This window comes from Sulfitobacter sp. 15WGC, from assembly GCF_005068605.1.
GTDB lineage: Bacteria > Pseudomonadota > Alphaproteobacteria > Rhodobacterales > Rhodobacteraceae > Sulfitobacter > Sulfitobacter faviae.
The window spans coordinates 18,562-39,918 of record NZ_SZNL01000003.1; the positions used below are offsets into that span (position 1 = coordinate 18,562).

Sequence of the window (21,357 nt, forward strand, 5' to 3'; positions counted from 1 at the left end):
GACGGGTTTACTCTTCGTTATATCTATAGCCGATGCCGTAAAGCGTCTCGATCGCCGAAAATTCATCATCCGCGCTGCGCATCTTTTTGCGCAGGCGCTTGATATGGCTGTCGATGGTGCGGTCATCCACATAGACCTGATCATCATAGGCCACATCCATCAGCTGGTCGCGCGATTTCACGAAACCGGGGCGCTGCGCGAGGGCTTGCAGCAGCAGGAATTCGGTCACGGTCAGCGACACATCCTTGCCCTTCCAGCTTACCGCGTGGCGCAGCGGGTCCATCCGCAGATCGCCGCGTTCCATCACCTTGGTCTCTTCGGTATCCCCGACCTCATTGGTCTCAACCGCGTCTTGGCGGCGCAGAAGCGCGCGGATACGTTCGACCAACAGGCGTTGGCTGAAGGGTTTTTTGACGTAATCGTCGGCCCCCATGCGCAGGCCCAGCACCTCGTCGATCTCATCGTCCTTGGAGGTCAGGAAGATCACCGGCATCGCGGTTTTCTGGCGCAGACGTTGGAGCAGATCCATGCCGTCCATACGGGGCATCTTGATGTCCAGCACCGCCATATCGGGCAGTTTCTTGTTGAAGGCGTCCAGCGCCGCTTGGCCATCATTATAGGTTTCCACTTCGAAACCTTCAGCTTCAAGAGTCATCGAAACGGATGTCAGGATGTTCCTGTCATCGTCTACCAATGCGATCTTTGACATTGCCTGCTTCCTTATGCTGCTCAATTCGTTCTTATTTTTGGAGTCAGTGATCTCCAATATTACAGATCGAATCAATCCTTAAGTGCGAATCGTGCCTCTGAGATGCACCAATTCCGTCATAATTTGGTTAGGAATGGCTAAATTGCCGCACTTTGACCGGCCCGGTCCAAGAGGAAGCCGGTGCCCCGCGCGCCGCATCGGGCCGGGATCTATGGGCTCGGGAACAAAGTTTTAGATGATGGCGCTAACTGTGACAAAGCTGCCTGTTCAACCAGAAAACGCCCGTGTTAAGAGGCACTCAAGGCCCCCGACGCCCAGGGCAATTGCGCCCGCTCGGACACGTTCTGCGCTGCTCACGCGCTACCACAGGAGACATCATATGACATTTGGACGGGTAAACCCGCAGTTCAGCCTTGAGGATCAAAAGATCAGCGGGCTTGGCGATGTCTATTACAACCTGACCGAGCCTGCGCTGGTCGAGGCGGCATTGAAACGGGGCGAAGGCAGCCTTGGCAAAGGCGGGGCCTTCCTCGTCACCACCAGCAAGTTCACGGGCCGCTCGCCCAAGGACAAACATGTGGTCAAGACCGACAGTGTGGCCGACAGCATCTGGTGGGAAAACAACGCCGAGATGTCGCCCGAGGGCTTTGACGCGCTTTACGAAGACATGCTCGCACATATGCAGGGCAAGGACTACTTCGTCCAAGACCTCGTCGGCGGGGCGGACCCCAAACATGCGATCAACGTGCGCATGGTGACCGAACTGGCATGGCACGGGCTTTTCATCCGCACCATGCTGCGCCGCCCCGATGCCGAAGCGTTGAAGGACTTCACCGCCGATTTCACCGTCATTAACTGCCCCAGCTTTCAGGCCGACCCGGCCAAGCATGACTGCCGCAGCGAGACCGTGATCGCGATGAACTTCGACCGCAAGATGATCCTCATCGGCGGCACCGAATACGCGGGCGAGAACAAGAAATCCGTTTTCACCCTGCTGAACTACCTGCTGCCGGAAAAAGGCATCATGCCGATGCACTGCTCGGCCAACCACGCCAACGGCAACCCGGTCGATACCGCGGTTTTCTTTGGCCTCTCGGGCACCGGCAAGACCACCCTCTCCGCCGATCCCGAGCGCACGCTGATCGGCGATGACGAGCATGGCTGGTCCGACAACGGCACCTTCAACTTCGAAGGCGGCTGCTATGCCAAGACCATCAACCTAAACCCCGAGGCCGAGCCGGAGATCTACGCGACGACCTCCAAATTCGGCACGGTGATCGAGAATATGGTCTTCGATCCCGATACTTTCGAGCTCGACTTCGACGACGACTCGCTTACCGCCAACATGCGTGCCGCCTACCCGCTGCACTACATCTCGAACGCCAGTGAGAAGGCCGTCGGCGGCCATCCGAAAAACATCATCATGCTGACCTGCGATGCCTTCGGCGTGCTGCCCCCGATCGCGCGGCTGAGCCCGGCGCAGGCGATGTATCACTTCCTATCCGGCTTTACCTCCAAGGTGGCGGGGACCGAGCGTGGCGTGACCGAGCCGGAGCCCACATTCTCCACCTGTTTCGGCGCCCCCTTCATGCCGCGCCGGCCCGAGGTTTACGGCAACCTGCTGCGCGAAAAGATCGCCCAGCACGGGGCCACCTGCTGGCTCGTGAACACCGGCTGGACTGGCGGCGCATACGGCACCGGCTCGCGGATGCCGATCAAGGCGACCCGCGCGCTGCTGAGTGCCGCCCTCGAAGGGCGTCTGGCGGATGCGGAGTTCCGCAAAGACCCGAATTTCGGCTTCGATGTCCCTGTCGAGGTGAACGGCGTCGCCGACATCCTGCTTGACCCGCGCCGGACCTGGGACGACCCGGAGGCCTACGACCGTCAGGCGGCAAAACTGGTCAAGATGTTCTCGGACAACTTCGAGCAGTACCTGCCCCATATCGACGACGATGTGAAAGCCGCGGCGATCAGCTAAGCCTTTCGCCAAGGATGAAACAGAAAGGGCCGCCCCTGTTGGGCGGCCCTTTTCGCATCTCACGCTCCGTGACCTTTAGCCTGCGAAAGTCACCTTCGCATCCAAAGGCATCTCGCGCAGGAAACTGTCATCCACGCCGACGATATTGACCGAGGTCGACCGGTCGACCGCCGCGATCAGAGCAAAGCTCTTGTCCGGATAGCGCCCGGCCATCAGCAAACGTTTATAGGCCAGAGGCACCGGCGCGCCCCCCTCCTCCCGCGGGATTTCGGTGACCACCTCGTCTAGGCGAACGCCACAGGTCGCCTCGACCTCCCGAAAGGGGTAGTTCAACATATTCTCGAACTCAGGCCCGCCCGGAAACAGCTTGATCGGCCGCCCGATGCTGCTGCGCGCATTGGTCCAGCCCCACCATTGCGTGTAAAAGGATTTCTCGCCGACCTCGGTACAGATCCAGCCGTTGGGCGAGTCGCGGTAGACCAGCACATAGGGGCGCATGGCGCGGAAGGCCTCGCTCTCCAACTCACCCCGGCTCAGGCTCCACGCCTGCAACACGGCCTGAAGCATGGCAGAGCCACCGTCCCAGATCAGCGACAGGGGCTGCTGTTGTTGGTGAAAACACCAGCCGTTCGGCTCTTCATGGGAAAGGCGCAGCATACCGTCGGCATGGCGCGTCTTGCCATCCAGCCACAGCTTGCCCCGATCGATAATATCGCGCGCTTCGGGCAGGGCCTCGGCGCCTGCTTTGGTCAGGGAATAGCGGCGGTTCTCAATCGTGAAGAGCGGCGCGCCCATCGCCTCTTCCAACTGCTGGATATGCCGCCGGACCGTCTGCCGGGTGCTGGCCAATTCGGCCACCGCATGGCTGAGGTTCAAAGTATGCGCCAGCGTCACGAAAGAGCGCATCATCTCGAACAAAAGGGCCGGGGCGGGGTCCTTTTGCAAGGTCTGGGGCACGGGTGCGACCGGCTCAATATCGGACATATGCTGGTTCATAGGCAAGGGATGGTACATGAATCACCCGGTAACGCAACATAATCCATACAGCTAGGGTGAATTGGTTAACGCAAAGAGGCCAGATCTAGGCAATTGATCCTCAATACATTGCGGGTAGTGAATATATGGTACTCAACCAGAGGTATTGAACCATGTCCCACCCCGTAGACGTTCACGTCGGTCGTCGGCTCAAGCAGGCACGCACCCTGCGACGGCAATCCCAGACCGATGTGGCACGCGAACTCAAACTGTCGTTTCAGCAGATCCAAAAGTATGAAATCGGCTCCAACCGGATCGCCGCCAGCCGCTTGCATGAGCTGGCCCGGATACTCAACGTCACCCCCGGCTATTTCTTCGAAGGGCTGGATAACGACAAGCCCGAGGCCAGCAACGACCCCTCGCTCGACATCGTAAACGCCATCGGCTCCATCAAGGATGATGCGGTAAAGGCCCGTATTCTAACGTTTATTGAGGATGTTGCCGGCGTCACCGTCGCGCGCAAAGGCTGATCACAGCCCGTCGTTCACGCGAAACTCCGCCCGGGCCATACGGCTCACACCACCTGACCAACGGCCACGAAAGCCCGCGGCAAACTGATGCGCACCCGCTTTAAGGGCCGGCACAAACCACCGGCGTCTCCCACCTTCACGCGACCAGCGTTTCCGCCTTTTTCAAATCAACAGAGACCAATTGGCTCACCCCCTGCTCCGCCATGGTGACGCCAAAGAGCCGGTCCATCCGGGCCATGGTCACCGCATGGTGCGTGATGATCAGAAAGCGCGTGTCGGTCTGACGGCACATCTCATCCAGCAGATCACAGAACCTGGTCACATTTGCGTCATCAAGCGGCGCGTCGACCTCATCCAGCACACAGATCGGCGCCGGATTGGCGAGGAAGACGGCAAAGATCAGCGCCATCGCGGTCAACGTCTGCTCCCCACCCGACAGCAGGCTGAGGGTGCTGAGCTTCTTGCCCGGCGGCTGGCACATGATCTCCAACCCGGCTTCCAAGGGATCGTCGCTTTCGACCATTACAAGGTTCGCTTCACCGCCGCCGAAGAGATGGGTGAACAGCATCGAGAAATTCGCGTTCACCTGATCAAAGGCGGTCAGCAGCCGTTCCCGCCCCTCGCGGTTGAGGCCCGCAATGCCGCTGCGCAGGGTCTTGATCGCCTCTTCCAGATCGGCCTTCTCGGTCAGCAGGGCTTCGTGCTCTTCGCGTATCTCTTTCGCATCATCCTCAGCGCGCAGGTTCACCGCGCCCAAGGAATCCCGCTGCCGCTTGTACCGGTTCACGTCCTCTTCAAGCGTTTCCACCGGCGGAATCTGATCCGTCTCGACATCGAGCGCATCGCGCAGCGCCTCGGGCGTGCTCTGTCGTTCATCCTGAATGCGTTCCGCCGCATGGGTCACCGTTTCACGGGCGGCATCGCTGCGGGCCTCGGCCCGGGCACGGGCCTCCCGCGCGTCCGATGCCTGCCGCTCCGCGTCACGCTCGGTGTCCGTCGCGGCTTTCAAGGCGGCTTCCGCGGCGGCCAGCGTTTCCGTGGCATGGGCGCGGCGGGCCTCGGCAGAGGTGATCGCGCCTGACAGGTCTTCCCGCTTCGCCGCGATCTCCGCCGGGACAGCGCTTGCCTCGGCCAATTCGGCCTCCGACGCGGTCTTGCGCTCGACCAATTCAGCGCTGCGCTTGCCCGCCGTTTCCAAGCGCTTCCGCCAGCCGCTGACCTCTTTCGCGACCTCTTGCAGCCGCCGTCTGCGCGCCTCGCCTTCGCGGCGCAATTCGTCATGGGCCGAGCGGCGCGACATCATGGTGATCCGCGACGCCTCGACCGTCATGCGGACATCCTCGACCGTCGCACGGGCGGCGGAAAGGTCATCCAAGCCCGCCAGCGTGCGCTCGGCGTCCATCACCTCGGCCCGCGCGGTGATCGCGGCTTCCTCATGGCGTTTCACGGCAAGGCCGAGGGATTCCAACCGGCTCTGGGCAAGGTTGCGATCTGCCTCTGCCCGACTTAACGCGCGGCCCGCTTCGGCCACCTGCCTGTCGGCATCGCGCCGCGCCTCGCGGGCCCGTTTGTCGGCCTCGGCCTGTTCGGCCAGTTGCTGCTGGAGGGTCTCATGCGCCGCCCGCGCGGCATCGGCACGGGTGCTGGCCTGTTCCAGCGTCTGTTTCAGGACTTCCAACCGGTTCAACTGCTGCAAGCGCAGCGCGGCTGCCGAGGGCGCATCTTCGGCCATGGCGCGGAAACCGTCCCACCGCCAGAGGTCCCCCTCCTTCGACACCAAGCGCTGCCCTGGCTGCAACTGCGCCTGCAACTCTCCGCCCGCGTCGGCATCAACGAGCCCGACTTGGGCCATTCGGCGCTCTAACACCCGCGGCACGGTGACATGCTGCGTGAGCGGGGTCACCCCGGCGGGCAGTGGCTGGCGCGCCGGGTAGTTCGGCAAAAGCGCCCAGCCTGAGGGGCGATCGGCCTCTACCTCAGGTGCACGCAGGTCATCGGCCAAGGCCGCGCCGAGCGCTTTCTCAAAACCCTGTTCCACCTGCAACCGGTCGAGGATCTGCCCGCCTTCGGCGCTGTCACGCTCCACCAATTTAGCCAGCGCGCCAACCTCGGCGCGCAGGGCCTTGGCCTCGCCCTCCGCCTCAGAGCGCTCCGCGCGGGCCTCGGCCTCGCGCGATTGCGTGTCGGCGCGGGTCTCTTCGGCAGCCAAAAGGGCGGCATCCGCCGCCGCCGAGGCGGTGACGGCTGCGGCTTCGGCCTTCTCAGCCGCCGCGAAATCTAGCCCGGCCTTGTCGAGGGTCGCTTGGCTTTGGGCCACCGCATCGCAGGCCTTGCGGGCCTCGGCCTCCGACTTCTCTAACGTCTTGCGGCTGTCTTGAAGCAAGCGTTCCGCCGAACTGTGGCGCGCGGCCAAACGGGCCACGTCTTCGGTCTGCTGCGAAAGGTCGGCCTCGCGGGTTTGCAAGACTTCGGCTGCCTCGCGCGCGGCCTGCTCCGCCTCCTCAAGCGCGCTGTCGTGCCCCTTGTCCGCCTTGGCGAGGCCTTCCGCTTCCTCTTCGAGGCGCGCGATCGTTTCTTCCGCGTCGCGATTCAGCCCGCCTTCGCGTTCGATATCACGGGTCAGCTGAGCAATGCGGCCTGTCAGGGTTTCGATCAGCGACGCCGCCCGCGCCTCTTCCGCGGTCAGGGTGTCGCGCTGCGTGGTGAGACGTTGCAGAATCGCAGTCGCAATCGCCTCTTCCTCGCGCAGGGGCGGCAAGGCGGCTTCGGCCTCTGCCCGCCCTTCGGCCACGCGGCGCACTTGCGCTTCGGCCTCTGCCGTGGCGGCGACGCGAGCACGCAATTCCCCCTCGGCTTTCGCACGCGCCTCATCGGCTTCGCGCCAGCGGCGATACAGCAACAAGCCTTCGGCATGGCGCAGTGCTTCGCCAATCTCACGATACCGCGCCGCCTGCCGGGCTTGCCGGGCCAGCGTGGCCAATTGCGCGGCCAGTTGTTCGACCACATCGTCTACGCGGGCGAGGTTTTGCTCCGCCCCGTTAAGTTTCAACTCGGCCTCATGACGGCGCTGATACAGGCCCGAGATGCCAGCGGCCTCTTCCAAAATGCGACGACGGCTTTTTGGCTTGGCGTTGATCAACTCGGCAATCTGCCCCTGCCGGACCAAGGCGGGGCTATGCGCCCCGGTCGAGGCATCGGCGAAAAGCATCTGCACGTCGCGGGCGCGTACATCCTTGCCGTTTACCTTATAGGCGCTGCCCACGTCGCGGGTGATCCGGCGGACGATTTCAAGCGCGTCTTGCTCATTAAATCCCGCAGGCGCCAACCGGTCACTGTTGTCGAGGTGCAGCGCCACTTCGGCGAAGTTGCGTGCGGGCCGGGAGGAGGCACCGGCGAAGATCACATCTTCCATGCCGCCGCCGCGCATGGCGGTCGGGCGGTTTTCGCCCATGACCCATCGCAGCGCTTCGAGCAGGTTGGATTTGCCACAGCCGTTCGGCCCCACGACCCCGGTCAACCCGTCGGAAATGACAAGGTCGGTCGGGTCCACAAAGCTTTTGAAGCCGGTTAATCTGAGTTTGGAAAAGCGCAAGTTAGCCCTGCCGTGATTGATTCTCGCCTGAGCGGCGAACTTGCCGTTTGGCATGGGTCCGAGTCAATCAAAAGCCCCAAGGGAGAGGGGGCGGTCGGCGGTTATCCACAAGATATTGTCTTAATCGGCGCGTTTGCCCTACGGGGCACTTAGTTGGAGCGGGTCGATGGCACGCTTCGCCCATTTCGCGCCCCTCGCCTCAAACGATGCCGCAATACAGAGTCCGGGCTAGTCACAGTCCAGCACCCCAAGCGCCAGCGCCTGATCGCCTAGAACCTCTTTCACCTCACAGCCACTAGCCTGCGCCATCGCGTGCCCGGCCCGCGCGCGGATGGGACCAAAGCGCGGCGCGTATTGGGTGTTTACACGCACCGCCTCTGCCCGCTCGCCCCGTACGCGGACTTCGAACACCGACCCCTCCACGGTGATCCGCTGCGCCGGCAGCCCCCGGAACTCCCGACTGGGCGCCGTACAGGCCGCGAGGCCAATCAACATTGCAATGATAACGAGCAACCGCATGGTTCAACCCTGCCCCGGCAGAGTTAACAAAAGCCTAACGCAAAAGAAAAAGCCCCAGCGGGGCCGGGGCTTTCAAAAATCTATAAGGCGCTGGCCTAGTGCAGCTTGGCTTCGACTTGGGCGATGCCATCGTCGATCAGCTTGTTGCCCTGTGCGGCGGTCATCTGCTTGGCGATCACGTCGCGCGCGGCGGCCACGGCGATGGTCACGGCTTGGTCGCGGACTTCCTTCACAGCGGCGGCCTCGGCCGAGCTGATCTGGTCTTTCGCGGCGGCCATGCGACGCTCAAGCGACTTGGCCATATCCGCCCGCGCCTGTTCGGCGGCGAGACGTGCATCTTCCTTGGCGGAAGACACGATCCGGTCCGCTTGGTCCTGCACCTCTTTCTGCTTGCGCTCATAAGAGGCCAGCAGGGTTTGCGCTTCTTCACGCAGGGCGCGGGCTTCTTCCAGCTCGGTCTTGATGCCGTCGGCGCGTTTGTCGAGCATGCCGATCAAAAGCGTTGGCACCTTGAAGTAAATCAGGATCCCAAGGAACAGCAGGAAGGCCAGCAACACGATGAAATCGGTGTTGCGCAGCGAAAAGAAAGGCCCCGTGGCGGCAAGCGCCGGCGAAGCGACGAGACCGGCGAGTAGGGTCGAAAGTGTCAGGCGCATGGATTTGGTCATGGCTTATCCTTTCATCCGCGCGTCGACGGCAGCGCTGACAGTCGCGGTATCGGCCGTGCCACCCAGAGCGGCGACGAGGGCCTCGGCGGTGTCCTTGGCAACGGCTTGTACGTTGTCCATGGCGCCCGCGCGAATTTCGGCGATGGCTTTTTCCGATTCCGCCACTTGCGCGGCAATCTCGGCATCGGCCTTGGCCATTTCGGCATCCAGATCAGCCTGCATGTCCGCTTTTGCCTGAGCCACGATCTGCTGTGCCTCGGCACGGGCGTCGATCAGGGCCTTGTCATAGGCGGCTTCGGCTTCCTGCGCCTTGACCTTAAGGTCTTCGGCAGCCGCGATGTCATTGGTGATGGTCCCTTGGCGTTCAGCCAAAACCGCACCGATACGAGGCAGAGCCACGCGCGACAGGATCAGGTAGGTGGCGATCAGCGCGAGGATCAGCCAGAAAATCTGGTTGCCCCAGTGATCGAAGTTCAGCTGCGGCATGCCCGGCGTTTCGGCAGCATGGGTCGCAATGCCGGTCGCGTCGGCCAGCCCGTCGCTGGTTGTTACAGTTGCCATCGTGGCTTCTCCTTGGAAACTTTGCCGTTACAGCCGGGCAGACACGGCGTTGCGCGCCTGCCCGCTCGTAAGGATTACAGTTCCGAGAGCTTAGACAGCGAACATCAGCAGCAGAGCGACGAGGAACGAGAAGATCCCCAGAGCTTCTGCGAAAGCGATGCCGATGAACAGGGTCGCTGTCTGGCTTGCGGCTGCCGAGGGGTTGCGCAGTGCGCCGGACAGGAAGTTGGCGGCAACGTTGCCGACACCCAGAGCTGCGATGCCTGTGCCGAGACCTGCGATGCCTGCGCCGATATGTGCGAGTTGACCTTCCATTGGGGTATCTCCTTACGATTGGAAGTTAAAACTTTGACGGGAAACCCCGCCGTTGTCGGGGTTGTTAGTGTGCGGGGTGCAGCGCGTCCTTGAGGTACACGCATGTCAGGATGGTGAAGACATAGGCCTGAATAAAGGCCACCAGCACTTCGAGACCGTACATCGCGGTGATCGCGACGACCGAAACGGGCGAGATGACAGCGATGGCGGCGAAACCGGCGAAAACCTTGATCACCGCGTGGCCCGCCATGACGTTACCCGCCAGACGAATGGAGTGGCTGACCGGGCGCACGAAGTAGCTGATCAGCTCGATGATCGCCAGCACGGGGCGCAGGGCCAGAGGCGCCGAGGACACCCAGAAGAGGCTCAGGAACGCCGCGCCGTTCTTGACGAAGCCCACCACGGTCACCGTGATGAACACCGCCAGCGCCAGCACCACGGTCACCGAGAAATGCGCGGTGGGGGTGAAGGCTGTCGGGATCAGGCCGAGGAAGTTGGCCATGACGATGAACATGAACAGGGTCATGATATAGGGGAAGAACTTTAGCCCCTCTTTGCCGCAGATGTCTTCGACCATCTTGTGGATGAAGCCGTAAGCCAGCTCAGCGACCGATTGCATGCGGCCCGGAACGACCGAGCGGCGCGCGCTGCCCAGAACGAGCATCGCGAAAGTGGCCAGAACCGCCAGCGCCATCCAGAAGGTCGCGTTGGTTATGGTGTACCAAGCAACGGAAGCATCGTCGCCAAAGAGCGGCGATACGATGAACTGGTCCATCGGGTGGAATTCCAGACCGCCTGTTTCAGCGCCGTGTGTCTCTGTTGCCATCTCAGGCTCCCTCGTCCTTGCCCGAATGGGGCGTATCCTGTTCGGCCGGTTCGGCCTGTTGTTTACCCTGGATTTCCTCTGCGGTGCGGAGCATTGTCTTCACCCCCGCCGCAAGGCCCAGCATTACAAAGAGCACCATGAAGATGGGCAGCGTGCCAAAGAGCACATCCAGCCCGTATCCGATGCCGAAACCGATCCCAAGACCGGCCACAAGTTCGATCACCATCCGCCATGCCATATTGGCCTGCGAATAATGTTCATCCGCCCGGGGCTTGGGTGCGCCGCGTTCTTTCGCAGCTGCCAGTCTGGCCTCAAGCTGCTCCATCTGCTGCCGTTGGTCCGGGCTGGTCACACCAAAATCCCCTTAGGAATATCTGCTGCGGTGCTACTGTCAGGGCGGGTTAGAGTCAACAACCTTGGCTGCCGCGGATTTCCATTCGTTTACAAAGTCTTACGGGTAGCGGGGGCGACCCACACTTGAAATGGCCCCGGCAAATCCCAAGGAAATCGCGCCGAAGGGTTATTCAACTCAGCGGTTAAGTTAGCCGCAATGGCCGCTTTCGCCTACGCGCGCCCCGCGCTATTCAGACGTATGACCCAAGACCTCGATCAGGTGTTCGCCGCTCTCGCCGACCCCACACGTCGCGCCATCCTCGCCATGCTGTTGGAGGATGATATGGCCGTGACCGATGTCGCCGAACCCTTCGAGATGTCGCTTGCCGCGATCTCGAAGCATTTAGGCGTGCTGACAGCGGCGGGGCTGATCAGTCAGGAAAAGCGGGGGCGGGTGAAATGGTGCAAACTGGAGCCGGATGCGCTGCGCGATGCGTCGGTCTGGATGCAGGGGTTCGGGCAATTCGAGCCGGTGAACCTTGATGCCTTCGAGCGTTTCTTGGAAATCGAACTGCCTGAGGACAGCGAAGGCGAGATGCGCTCAGGGTCAGAGTAGGTGAAACTCATATAGATAGAGTGATCCCCCCTTGCCACGAGGTAAATAAGACAAGGGGAGGATCAATCGACGGTCAGATGACGCCGAATGCGAAACGCAAGATAGCCAAAACCACGACGATCAACCCGATCAGGTAAATAATACTACGCATGGTGGTGTCCTTCACTGTTAATTCACGCCCCAACGCCAGGCGTCGCGCTTAGGTTCCGCCGATTCCGCAACTTTTTGAATTTTTATGACTTTTCTTCGCCATCCGCGCGCAGCAGCAGCGAAAGCGCGAGGATCGTCAGCAGCACCCCACCCCATACCAGCGCCCCCGGCAGGGCATTGCCAAAGCCCAACTCCCACAGGATCACCCAGCTGGGCGTAAGATAGGTATAGGCCATGACCTTGGCCGAAGGCAGCCGCAGCGCCGCGAATTGCAGCAGAACCACGGTGGCCGCCGTGGCGAAGACCGCGACATAGAGGATGGTGATCCAGACCAAGGGACGCAGGGCGCTCCAATCGGTCGCGCGGAGGTCTTCCCAGCCGTAAAGCCCCAAGAGCACCGCGCCCGCCAACAGGGTGCCAAAGGTGAACATCACCGCGTTTTCTCCGCGGTTCAGCCGCCTTACCATGGGGGTATAGAGCGCGTGGCTGATGCAGCCGACGAAATAAATCGCCTCCCCCCGCCCGATGTCGAAGGCCAAAAGCGCCGCGAGGTCGCCGCGAAAGATCACCCAAAGCGCCCCGGCCCCGCCGATGGCCAGCGCCAGCGCCATGCGCGGCGTCATGACCTGCCGCATCAGCAGCCAGGCGAACCCCGCCGCCATCACCGGCACGAGGGTAAAGACCGCCGCCGCAGCCACCGGGGGCGCGGTCTTCAACCCTTCGAACATCAAGACGAAGTAAAGCGTGAACAGCCCCGCCAGCACGAAATAGCGCCAAGGTGCTGCAAAGCCCGCCCGACTGATATCGCCCCGCCCCCATGCCAAAGCCCCGACCAAAACCGTCGCCAAGGCGAAACGCACGGCGTTCAGCGCCGTCGGCGTGATCTCATTCGCCACCTGCGCCCCGAGCGAGAATGACCCGGCCACCAGAGCCGAGAAGCAAAGCATCGCCAGATGCCCCTGCGCCGCGGCGCTTATTCGGGACATGCGACCGCATCCTCGGCATGTTCCTTGAGGAACCGCAGCACCGCCTGCACCTTGCTGGTGCGGTGCAGATCGACATGGGTGACCAGCCACAGCGCACTGCCCCAATCGGGGCGGGGGGCGTGGATCTCAACCAATTGCGGATCATTGCGCCCCATGGCAGCGGGCAAGCCGCCGATCCCTGCCCCGGCCCGCAGCGCCGCCTCCAGCGCCGCACCGCTGGTGCTGCGCCATGTCACGCTTTCCTCCGGCACCGTGGCCCAAAGCCACTTGTGATAGGGCGCGCGGCTGTCTCGGTTGTCGGCGGCGATGAAACGGTGCTTGTGGTAATCCTCCGGCCCCTGCGGGATGCCGTACTGCGCCACATAGTCCCGGCTGGCATAGGCCCCCACCGCCAGCTGCGCATAGGGCTGCACCACATTGTCGGGCTGATCCGGCGCGGCCCCGGCACGGATGGCGACATGCGCCTCCCCATATTCCAGCCGGAACAAGCGGTCTCCGATCAGATAGCGCACCACCAGTTCGGGGTTCTGGCGCTGGAACTCGGTCAGCAAAGGCGCAAGCTGCGGGGCGAGGAAATCAAGCGAGGTGATCACCAACTCCCCCGAAACATCGCTGCCGCGCCCCTTGATCCGCCCGGCCAATTGGCTGAATTGATCGTCCGTCGCCCGCGCCACCCGCAGCAGGTCCTCCCCCGCCTCAGTCGCCGTGTAGCCGCGTGCATGGCGCTGAAACAGCTTCACGCCAAGCCGCCCCTCCAGCGCGTCGATATGGCGGATCACGGTGGCATGATGCACGCCCAGCACCTCTGCCGCGCCGCTGACGGTGCCAAGCTGGGCGACCTGATAGGCGGTTCTGATCTCATCCCAATTGTCCATTGTTCACCTCGCCTTCCCGACTTGTGCATTTACGAACATGGTCACGCTCATTCTGGCAGTTGCGTTCGCGAGCACAATGGCTAATTCCATGCCATCAGATTTACCCTTGGAACAAGGATCAACACCATGGCCACATTGCGCATCGAAACCTCGGTGAACCGCGAAAACTCCGTCACCCGCCAACTGACGGACCGGATCATCGCAACCCTGGGCGACAGCGACGTCGTCACCCGTGACATCGCCAGCGAACCCCTGCCGCTGATCGATTCGACATGGGCCAGCGCCCGGGTGAAACCCGCCGAAGAGCGCACCGAGCTGGATCAAGAAGCCCTCGCCCTCTCCGACGCGCTGGTTGCCGAAGTGCAGGCCGCCGATACGATCGTGATCAGCGCGCCCATCTACAACTTCACCATTCCCGCCTCGCTGAAAGCGTGGATTGACCTGATCGCCCGCGTCGGGGTGACCTTCCGCTACACCGAAGACGGCCCCCAAGGGCTGCTGGAGGACAAACGCGTCATCGTGGCCTTCGCCTCGGGCGGGACGGGCATCGATTCCGCCGCCGATTTCGCCAGCGGCTACCTCCGCTTTGTGTTGGGCTTTCTGGGCATCACCGATGTGACCTTTGTCGCGGCGGACCAACTGGCCGTGGATGCCGAAGGCACCATCGCCCGCGCCCATGCGCAGATCGACGCGCTGCGCGACGCGGCCTAAGCGCCCCGCCCTCTCCTCCAAATCAGCCGCGTCCCCACACCGGGGGCGCGGCTTTTGTATGGCGGCCTTTCGCCAGCCACCCCACGCGGCTTGACTCGCACCCCCGCAGCGCGTAAACGCCAACCGATCTCCGGAAGCATTGCCTTCCGGTCCCGGCCTGTCGTCGGGATCGCCCCCAGTCAGCGCGTTGCGCCCACTGGGGCGTTTGTGCATTTTCGCGCGCGTCCTTAAATAGGGGCAAGTGCAACCGACCCGAAAGGCCCTGTGCCCATGTTTGAAAATCTAAGCGAACGGCTCTCTGGTGTCTTTGACCGCCTGACCAAACAAGGCGCGCTCAGCGACGAGGACGTCAAGACCGCCCTGCGCGAAGTGCGCGTCGCCCTGTTGGAAGCGGACGTTTCGTTGCCCGTGGCGCGTGAATTCGTCAAGACGGTGCAGGAAAAGGCCACGGGCCAAGCGGTGACCAAATCGGTGACACCGGGCCAGCAGGTCGTCAAGATTGTCCATGACGCGCTGATCGACGTGCTGAAAGGCGAAGGCGAACCCGGTTCGCTGAAGATCGACAGCCCGCCCGCACCGATCCTGATGGTCGGCCTACAGGGCGGCGGTAAGACCACCACCACCGCGAAACTCGCCAAGCGCATGAAAGACCGCGATGGCAAGCGCGTGTTGATGGCCTCGCTCGACGTGAACCGCCCCGCCGCGATGGAGCAGTTGGCAATCCTCGGCACGCAGATCGGCGTCGACACGCTGCCGATCGTCAAGGGCGAAAGCCCGGTACAGATCGCCAAACGCGCCAAAACGCAGGCGGGTTTGGGCGGCTATGACGTCTATATGCTGGACACCGCGGGCCGCCTGTCCATCGACGAAGAGTTGATGAGCCAAGTCGAAGCCGTGCGCGACGTGGCCAATCCACGTGAAACATTGCTGGTTGTCGACGGCCTGACCGGCCAAGACGCCGTGCATACGGCTGAGAATTTTGACGCGCGTATCGGCATCTCCGGCGTTGTCCTGACCCGGATGGACGGCGATGGCCGTGGCGGTGCTGCGCTCTCGATGCGCGCCGTGACCGGCAAGCCGATCAAGTTCGTCGGTCTGGGCGAAAAGATGGACGCGCTTGAGACCTTCGAGCCCGAGCGTATCGCGGGCCGTATCCTCGGCATGGGCGACATCGTGGCGCTGGTCGAGAAGGCGCAGGAAACCATCGAGGCCGAACAGGCCGAGAAGATGATGAAGCGCATGGCCAAGGGTCAGTTCAACATGAACGACCTGAAGATGCAGCTTGAACAGATGATCAAGATGGGCGGCATGCAGGGCATGATGGGCATGATGCCCGGCATGGGGAAAATGGCGAAACAGGTCGAAGACGCCGGTTTCGATGACAAGATCCTCAAGCAGCAGATCGCCCTCATCCAGTCCATGACCAAGAAAGAGCGCGCCAACCCTGCCCTGCTGCAGGCCAGCCGCAAGAAGCGTATCGCCAAGGGTGCCGGCATGGAGGTCTCCGACCTCAACAAGCTGATGAAGATGCACCGCCAGATGTCCGACATGATGAAGAAGATGGGCAAGATGGGCAAAGGCGGCATGCTCAAGCAGGCCATGAAGGGCATGATGGGCAAGGGCGGCATGCCCGGCGGCATGGACCCCTCCCAGATGGACCCCAAGGCGCTGGAAGCGGCGGCCAAACAAATGGGCGGCAAGCTGCCCGGCGGTCTGGGCGGCATGGGCGGTGGCCTCGGCGGCGGCATGGGCCTGCCCGGGGGCCTCAGCGGTTTCGGGAAGAAGAAATGACCGAGCCCCTCACAGATACCGCCGCCCGCGCCGCCGAGCTGCTGAAAGAGCACCGCGCCTCGATCGACAGGCTCGACGCGATCCTCGTCTATACGCTGGGCGAGCGGTTCAAACACACGCAGGCCGTGGGGAAACTCAAGGCCACGCACGACCTTCCCCCCTCCGATCCGGCCCGCGAGGCAGCCCAGATCGAGCGGCTCGAAGATTTGGCGGAAGCGGCGGACCTCGACCCCGTCTTTGCCAAGAAGTTCTTGAACTTCATCATCGCCGAAGTCATTCGGCACCACAAAACCCACCAAGAATAGGGCGGCCTCCCGTCCCCCCAACCAACCTAAAGGATTAAACACCATGGCAATGAAAATTCGTCTCGCCCGCGGCGGTTCCAAAAAGCGCCCCTTCTACCGCATCGTGGCCGCCGACAGCCGCATGCCGCGCGATGGCCGCTTCATCGAGAAGCTGGGCACCTACAACCCGCTGCTGCCGAAAGACAGCGAAGACCGCGTGAAGATGGACGTTGAAAAGGTTCAGGAATGGATCGCCAAAGGCGCCCAGCCGACCGAGCGCGTCGTTCGCATGCTGGAAGCCGCTGGCATCCGCGAAAAGACCGAGCGTAACAACCCCAAGAAGGGCGCACCGGGCAAGAAAGCCCAAGAGCGCGCGCAGGAGAAAGCCGACAAGGCCGCTGCCGCTGCCGAAGCTGCCAACGCCCCTGCCGAAGAAGCTTCCGCAGAATAAGCTTCGAGCGCCCGGCATGGATACATTCTCTGATGACTTCCGTGCCGGGCTGCACGACCTGATGCGATGGCGGCGCGACGTGCGCCGCTTTCGCACAGACCCGCTGGACGAGGCGCTGGTGCAAAGCTGCCTCGACAGTTTCAACCTCGCCCCCTCTGTGGGCCTGTCGGAACCCTGGCGGATCATCCGCGTTGCCTCCGACACCGCGCGCCAAGCCGCGCTTGAGAATTTCCAATCCGCCAATGCCCGCGCCCTCGCCGGATACGAGGGTGAGAAGGCCGCGCTCTATGCCGGGCTCAAACTCTCGGGGATGAGCGATGCGCCCGAGCAATTGGCGATCTACTGTGATGAGAGCACCGAAAAGGGCAGCGGCCTCGGCGCGGGCACCATGCCTGAAATGCGGCGCTATTCGGTGGTGGGGGCGATCACCCACCTATGGCTCACCGCCCGCGCCCATGGTCTCGGGCTGGGCTGGGTCTCGGTGCTCGACCCCGCGCGGCTGAACCGTGACCTTGCGGTGCCAGAGGACTGGTCACTGGTGGCCTATCTCTGCATGGGCTGGCCCGAGGAAAACAGCCTGACGCCGGAACTGGAAACCAAGGGTTGGGAGACCCGCGCCCCCCGCCTCAAGGTCGAGACCCGCTAATGAGAAAGCTACTGTTCCTTCTGTCCGTGCTCGTGCTCGGCTTTGTCCTTGGCATCCGCTATGATCGGCAGTTAATGCAGGATGAATGCAAAGCCGGGGCCGGTGAATGGACCGGGACGATCTGCGTGAATTCGGAGTTGTTGCAATGAGTGACCAAGACCTGATCTGCGTCGGCGCCATCGCGGGCGCCTATGGCGTGCGCGGCGAAGTGCGCGTGAAAAGCTACTGCGCCGCGCCCGAAGACATCGAAAACTACCGCCCGCTGAGCACCGAGGACGGCAGCCGCCAGTTCACCCTCGCCCTGCTGCACCCGGTCAAAAACGGCTTTGCCGCGCGCATCGCCGAAATCACCACTAAGGAAGAGGCCGACGAGCTGCGCGGTGTCTCGCTCTTTGCCGCGCGGGATCAATTGCCGGGCCTGCCGGATGACGAATTCTACCACGCCGATCTCATCGGGCTTGAGGTCTATGACACCGGCGGCGTGCTGCTGGGGCGCGTGAAAACGGTGCAGAACCACGGGGCGGACGATCTGTTGGAACTGCAACTTGCAGGCACTTCGGCCACCACCTTCCTGCCCTTCACCAAAGCCGCCGTGCCGACGGTCGACCTTGCCTCGGGCCGGATCATCGCCGACCCGCCTTTGGGCGTGCTGCCTGAGGGCAAGGATGGCTGAGACCGGAGCCGGATGATGCCCCGCCGGATCATCCTGCATCCCGGCTTTCACAAGACCGGGACCAGTTCCGTTCAAGCCATCCTGCGCGCCAACCGCGCCCTGCTGAAACCCCATGTTGCCCTGCGCCTGCGCTGGCAGATGAAAGACCTGCTGCATGCCGCGCGCGGCTATTCCACATGGCGCGACCCGCTCACGCTGCTCAAGGCCGAATACCGCTTCGACGCCCTTCTCGATGCCCTGCCCCGGATGCCGCGCCGCACGCTGGTCCTCTCGGCCGAGGAACTGGCCGGTCACATGCCCGGACGAGGCGATCTGGCCGACTACAGCGCTGCGCCCGACCTGCTGGAGACCTTTACCCGCAGCCTGCGCCGCCGTTTCCCCCGGGCGGAGATCATGGTCTACCTCTCGACCCGCGATCCGGCGGATTGGATCGCTTCGGCCTATTGGGAGCATGTCAAAGCCTCCTCCATGACGCTCGACCTTGCCACTTTCACTGCCCGCTACGCCCCAGCGGCAGATTTGGATGCGGTGGCCGAAACGATTGCCCGCCGCCTGCCCTGCCCGGTGCATCACGCGCGGCTGGAGGCCTGCCGCGACCTGCCGCTCGGCCCCGCGACGCCGCTTTTGGACCTCTGCGCATTGCCGCCTGAGGTCTTGGCGCAGATAACCGTGCCCCCGCCCGAGAACCAGCGCTTGCCTGCGGAACTTTTGCAGGCTCTGCTTGACGCCAACCGCCAACACGCCGATGACCCCGAGGCGCGCCGCCGCGCCAAGACCGCCCTATTGCAACAGGCAGGAACCGCATGAAACCCACCCGCTCTCACGGACGTCAAAGCGCACGGCCCAGCCTCAAACCTCGCGCCCTGATGCAAGACGCGCCCGATTACGCCGATGTCTGGCAGGCCCGGATCGTCACGCTGTTTCCCGATCTCTTCCCCGGTGTGCTGGGCGCCAGCCTGACCGGAAAGGCGCTGCATGAAGGGCGTTGGCAATTGCACACCCATGACCTGCGCGACTTTGGCATCGGCAAGCACCGCAATGTCGATGACACCCCCGCAGGCGGCGGGGCGGGCATGGTCATGCGCGCCGATGTGGTCGGCCCGGCGCTGGCGCGCGCGCAAAGCCACGCACATGGGCGCTGGCCGATCCTCTACATGTCGCCGCGCGGGCGGCGGTTCGATCAGGCCATGGCGCGCGATCTGGCAAGCTGCGCGGGGGTGACAATGCTCTGCGGGCGGTTCGAGGGGGTCGACGAGCGGGTGATCGAGCATTTCGGCATCACCGAGGTCAGCTTGGGCGATTTCGTCATGACGGGGGGCGAGTTGGCCGCCCAAGCGATGATCGACGCCACTGTGCGCCTCTTGCCCGGCGTGCTGGGCAATGCCGAGAGCATCGAAGAGGAAAGCCACGCCTCGGGCTTGCTGGAACATCCGCAATATACCCGCCCCGCCGAATGGGAAGGGCGCGAGATTCCGCCCGTTTTAATGTCGGGCAACCATGGCGAGATCGCGAAATGGCGGCAGGCGCAGGCCGAAGAGCTGACCCGCAAGCGCCGCCCTGACATGTGGGCCGCGTTCGAGAGCAAGGACTGAGCCCGCGCCCCGATACGGAACCCGCCCCTGCGCGGCGCGTTGATCTCCCATATCGGAGGGAGAATCCAAATGCTTGAACTTATTCTTATTCTGTTGATCGTCGCCGCCGTTGCAGCACTCTTGGGCTTTGGCCGCGTATCGGGTGCCGCGATGACCGGGGCGAAAGTGCTGATCGGCATCGTGCTGGTGCTGTTCCTGCTCGTTGTCTTGGGCGTGATCGCGCTGGCCTGACGCGCCAGCGCGCAGAGGTCTGAAACACTGAGGATCAAGGTGGCCACAGCCCCCTTGATCCTATCGCTTTTGGCCCCTATACCCCGCGCATCCGGAATCGCTTTGGCGGCTCCGGTGCTTTGCGTTTTACGCAGAAAACTAAGTAATGACGACGATACCTCCGGCGGGGGGCCTTGATCGGAAACGATTGCAGCGCTGCCCGATAGAACCCGAAGCTCTGGGTCGCGACATAATTTCGTGGAATACCGCGAACATCATAGGAGAATGGTCAGATGAACCTGATCGCAGAGATCGAGGCGGAACAAGTCGCCGAACTGGGGAAAGAGATCCCCGACTTCCGTGCCGGTGATACCGTTCGTGTTGGCTTTAAAGTCACCGAAGGCACCCGCACCCGTGTGCAGAACTACGAAGGCGTCTGCATTTCGCGCAAGAACGGTCACGGCATCGCCGGGTCCTTCACCGTGCGCAAGATTTCCTTTGGCGAAGGCGTGGAGCGTGTGTTCCCGCTGCATTCGACCAACATCGACAGCATCACCGTCGTGCGCCGTGGTCGCGTGCGTCGTGCCAAGCTGTACTACCTGCGCAGCCGCCGCGGCAAATCCGCACGGATCGCCGAAAACGTCCACTACAAGCCGCTTTCCGGCGCGAACGCATAAAGGACTGGTCGATGAAAACCGATACACATCCCGAATACCACATCATCAACGTCAAAATGACCGACGGCACCGTTGTGGAAATGAAATCGACATGGGGCAAAGAAGGCGACCAGCTGTCGCTCGACATCGACCCCTCCGTGCACCCTGCCTGGACCGGCGGCACTGGCCGCATCATGGACACCGGCGGCCGCGTGTCGAAGTTCAAGAACAAATACGCAGGTCTGGGCTTCTAAGCCTTACCGACAGTGCGAAACAAAGGCGCGGCCCCTCGGGGTCGCGCCTTTTGCGTTTGGGGGCTGGGGCAGTGGATGGGGCCGGGGCCGGGTGTGTGCGGCAAGCGGTGTGGAGGTATTTTTGAAAGGATGAAGTTAAGGGGTATGCGTGCCGGTGGGGGCCGGCGCGCATGGGGGAGGCCGGGTTAGAGGCGGCGTTCTTGTAGGGCGGCTTGGGCGCCGTAGCCGTGCAGGTGTGACAGCACCGCGCCATAGGCGATCAGCAGATAGGCGAGCAGTTCTGTGCCCTCTTGGACGGTGGTTTTGATTTGCGGGTCATAGGCGGCGCCCATGACGGCCTCCCACAGGGCGCCGGTGCCGAAAATCCGCGAGAAGAAGAGCAGCAGCACCACGCCGATATAGACGAAGGTGGCGGAGCGGGTTTGCAGGTGGTGCAGCATGGGCAGCAGCGTGGTG

27 protein-coding genes are annotated in these 21,357 nt (G+C 62.8%); 15 read left to right on the top strand and 12 right to left on the bottom strand.

Going from position 1 to position 21,357, the window contains the following annotated elements; translation table 11 throughout:
• Positions 1–7: 7 nt before the first annotated feature.
• Positions 8–709: a response regulator transcription factor gene (locus FCK22_RS02980; protein ID WP_067260621.1), complete on the bottom strand. Its 702-nt coding sequence runs from the start codon at positions 707–709 to the stop codon at positions 8–10.
• A gap of 379 nt (positions 710–1,088) precedes the next feature.
• Between FCK22_RS02980 and FCK22_RS02985 the strand changes: the two genes are divergently transcribed.
• On the top strand, positions 1,089–2,687 hold the full coding sequence (locus FCK22_RS02985; RefSeq protein WP_067260623.1) for a phosphoenolpyruvate carboxykinase: 1,599 nt from the start codon (positions 1,089–1,091) through the stop codon (positions 2,685–2,687).
• 75 nt (positions 2,688–2,762) lie between these two features.
• On the opposite strand, the gene FCK22_RS02990 is transcribed toward FCK22_RS02985, so the two are convergent.
• Positions 2,763–3,671 (bottom strand): LysR family transcriptional regulator, encoded by a 909-nt coding sequence (locus FCK22_RS02990; RefSeq protein WP_231886252.1) that lies wholly within the window; start codon positions 3,669–3,671, stop codon positions 2,763–2,765.
• A 164-nt stretch (positions 3,672–3,835) separates the two neighbouring features.
• On the opposite strand from FCK22_RS02990, the gene FCK22_RS02995 reads away from it, so the two are divergent.
• Positions 3,836–4,192 (top strand): helix-turn-helix transcriptional regulator, encoded by a 357-nt coding sequence (locus tag FCK22_RS02995; protein WP_067260629.1) that lies wholly within the window; start codon positions 3,836–3,838, stop codon positions 4,190–4,192.
• 136 nt (positions 4,193–4,328) lie between these two features.
• Here the strand turns inward: FCK22_RS02995 and smc are convergent, their stop codons facing one another.
• From smc to FCK22_RS03030, 7 genes are all read right to left on the bottom strand, one after another.
• Positions 4,329–7,784, bottom strand: coding sequence for a chromosome segregation protein SMC (gene smc / locus FCK22_RS03000; protein WP_067260631.1), 3,456 nt, complete (start codon positions 7,782–7,784; stop codon positions 4,329–4,331).
• Between the two features lie 228 nt (positions 7,785–8,012).
• Positions 8,013–8,303: a hypothetical protein gene (locus tag FCK22_RS03005; RefSeq protein WP_067260634.1), complete on the bottom strand. Its 291-nt coding sequence runs from the start codon at positions 8,301–8,303 to the stop codon at positions 8,013–8,015.
• 95 nt (positions 8,304–8,398) lie between these two features.
• Positions 8,399–8,959 carry a F0F1 ATP synthase subunit B gene (locus tag FCK22_RS03010; RefSeq protein ID WP_067260649.1) on the bottom strand — a complete coding sequence of 187 codons (561 nt, stop codon included), beginning with the start codon at positions 8,957–8,959 and terminating at the stop codon, positions 8,399–8,401.
• 15 nt (positions 8,960–8,974) lie between these two features.
• Complete coding sequence (locus FCK22_RS03015) at positions 8,975–9,532, bottom strand: F0F1 ATP synthase subunit B' (protein WP_136720208.1); 558 nt, start codon at positions 9,530–9,532, stop codon at positions 8,975–8,977.
• 90 nt (positions 9,533–9,622) lie between these two features.
• Entirely contained in the window at positions 9,623–9,847 is a 225-nt protein-coding gene (locus tag FCK22_RS03020) for a F0F1 ATP synthase subunit C (RefSeq protein ID WP_007118046.1), read from the bottom strand.
• A 64-nt stretch (positions 9,848–9,911) separates the two neighbouring features.
• On the bottom strand, positions 9,912–10,673 hold the full coding sequence (locus FCK22_RS03025; RefSeq protein WP_067260637.1) for a F0F1 ATP synthase subunit A: 762 nt from the start codon (positions 10,671–10,673) through the stop codon (positions 9,912–9,914).
• Between the two features lies 1 nt (position 10,674).
• Complete coding sequence (locus FCK22_RS03030; protein WP_067260640.1) at positions 10,675–11,025, bottom strand: AtpZ/AtpI family protein; 351 nt, start codon at positions 11,023–11,025, stop codon at positions 10,675–10,677.
• A gap of 240 nt (positions 11,026–11,265) precedes the next feature.
• Between FCK22_RS03030 and FCK22_RS03035 the strand changes: the two genes are divergently transcribed.
• Positions 11,266–11,622, top strand: a complete 357-nt coding sequence (locus FCK22_RS03035) for a metalloregulator ArsR/SmtB family transcription factor (protein WP_067260654.1) — start codon at positions 11,266–11,268, stop codon at positions 11,620–11,622.
• A gap of 233 nt (positions 11,623–11,855) precedes the next feature.
• Here FCK22_RS03035 and FCK22_RS03040 read toward each other — a convergent pair whose 3' ends face one another.
• Together FCK22_RS03040 and FCK22_RS03045 are read right to left on the bottom strand one after the other, a co-directional pair.
• Positions 11,856–12,758 (bottom strand): DMT family transporter, encoded by a 903-nt coding sequence (locus FCK22_RS03040; protein ID WP_209273769.1) that lies wholly within the window; start codon positions 12,756–12,758, stop codon positions 11,856–11,858.
• Complete coding sequence (locus FCK22_RS03045) at positions 12,746–13,633, bottom strand: LysR family transcriptional regulator (RefSeq protein ID WP_067262236.1); 888 nt, start codon at positions 13,631–13,633, stop codon at positions 12,746–12,748. The genes FCK22_RS03040 and FCK22_RS03045 overlap by 13 nt, the downstream gene beginning before the upstream one ends.
• 126 nt (positions 13,634–13,759) lie before the next feature.
• On the opposite strand from FCK22_RS03045, the gene FCK22_RS03050 reads away from it, so the two are divergent.
• The 12 genes from FCK22_RS03050 to rpmE all read left to right on the top strand — a co-directional run bounded on the left by FCK22_RS03050 (position 13,760) and on the right by rpmE (position 20,901).
• The gene (locus FCK22_RS03050) at positions 13,760–14,344 is read left to right on the top strand and encodes an NAD(P)H-dependent oxidoreductase (RefSeq protein ID WP_067262237.1); all 585 of its coding nucleotides are present in this window, start codon (positions 13,760–13,762) and stop codon (positions 14,342–14,344) included.
• Between the two features lie 270 nt (positions 14,345–14,614).
• Positions 14,615–16,135: a signal recognition particle protein gene (gene ffh, locus FCK22_RS03055; protein WP_067262238.1), complete on the top strand. Its 1,521-nt coding sequence runs from the start codon at positions 14,615–14,617 to the stop codon at positions 16,133–16,135.
• Positions 16,132–16,440, top strand: a complete 309-nt coding sequence (locus FCK22_RS03060; protein WP_067262239.1) for a chorismate mutase — start codon at positions 16,132–16,134, stop codon at positions 16,438–16,440. The genes ffh and FCK22_RS03060 overlap by 4 nt, the downstream gene beginning before the upstream one ends.
• A gap of 43 nt (positions 16,441–16,483) precedes the next feature.
• Positions 16,484–16,870 carry a 30S ribosomal protein S16 gene (rpsP, locus tag FCK22_RS03065; protein ID WP_067262240.1) on the top strand — a complete coding sequence of 129 codons (387 nt, stop codon included), beginning with the start codon at positions 16,484–16,486 and terminating at the stop codon, positions 16,868–16,870.
• Positions 16,871–16,886: 16 nt separating this feature from the next.
• The gene (gene bluB, locus FCK22_RS03070) at positions 16,887–17,516 is read left to right on the top strand and encodes a 5,6-dimethylbenzimidazole synthase (protein ID WP_067262242.1); all 630 of its coding nucleotides are present in this window, start codon (positions 16,887–16,889) and stop codon (positions 17,514–17,516) included.
• Positions 17,516–17,665 (top strand): hypothetical protein, encoded by a 150-nt coding sequence (locus FCK22_RS18835; protein ID WP_169306052.1) that lies wholly within the window; start codon positions 17,516–17,518, stop codon positions 17,663–17,665. Before bluB ends, FCK22_RS18835 begins: the two co-directional genes overlap by 1 nt.
• Complete coding sequence (gene rimM / locus FCK22_RS03075; RefSeq protein ID WP_067262243.1) at positions 17,662–18,189, top strand: ribosome maturation factor RimM; 528 nt, start codon at positions 17,662–17,664, stop codon at positions 18,187–18,189. Before FCK22_RS18835 ends, rimM begins: the two co-directional genes overlap by 4 nt.
• A gap of 15 nt (positions 18,190–18,204) precedes the next feature.
• Positions 18,205–18,996: a hypothetical protein gene (locus FCK22_RS03080; RefSeq protein WP_067262255.1), complete on the top strand. Its 792-nt coding sequence runs from the start codon at positions 18,205–18,207 to the stop codon at positions 18,994–18,996.
• Entirely contained in the window at positions 18,993–19,781 is a 789-nt protein-coding gene (trmD, locus tag FCK22_RS03085; protein ID WP_067262246.1) for a tRNA (guanosine(37)-N1)-methyltransferase TrmD, read from the top strand. Before FCK22_RS03080 ends, trmD begins: the two co-directional genes overlap by 4 nt.
• 69 nt (positions 19,782–19,850) lie before the next feature.
• Complete coding sequence (locus tag FCK22_RS03090; RefSeq protein ID WP_082849512.1) at positions 19,851–20,012, top strand: DUF1328 family protein; 162 nt, start codon at positions 19,851–19,853, stop codon at positions 20,010–20,012.
• 272 nt (positions 20,013–20,284) lie between these two features.
• Positions 20,285–20,668: a 50S ribosomal protein L19 gene (rplS, locus tag FCK22_RS03095; RefSeq protein ID WP_067262249.1), complete on the top strand. Its 384-nt coding sequence runs from the start codon at positions 20,285–20,287 to the stop codon at positions 20,666–20,668.
• A gap of 11 nt (positions 20,669–20,679) precedes the next feature.
• Entirely contained in the window at positions 20,680–20,901 is a 222-nt protein-coding gene (gene rpmE, locus FCK22_RS03100) for a 50S ribosomal protein L31 (protein WP_067262252.1), read from the top strand.
• A 185-nt stretch (positions 20,902–21,086) separates the two neighbouring features.
• On the opposite strand, the gene FCK22_RS03105 is transcribed toward rpmE, so the two are convergent.
• Positions 21,087–21,357 (bottom strand): hypothetical protein (locus tag FCK22_RS03105; RefSeq protein ID WP_349237600.1); only part of this gene is annotated, 271 nt, incomplete at its 5' end.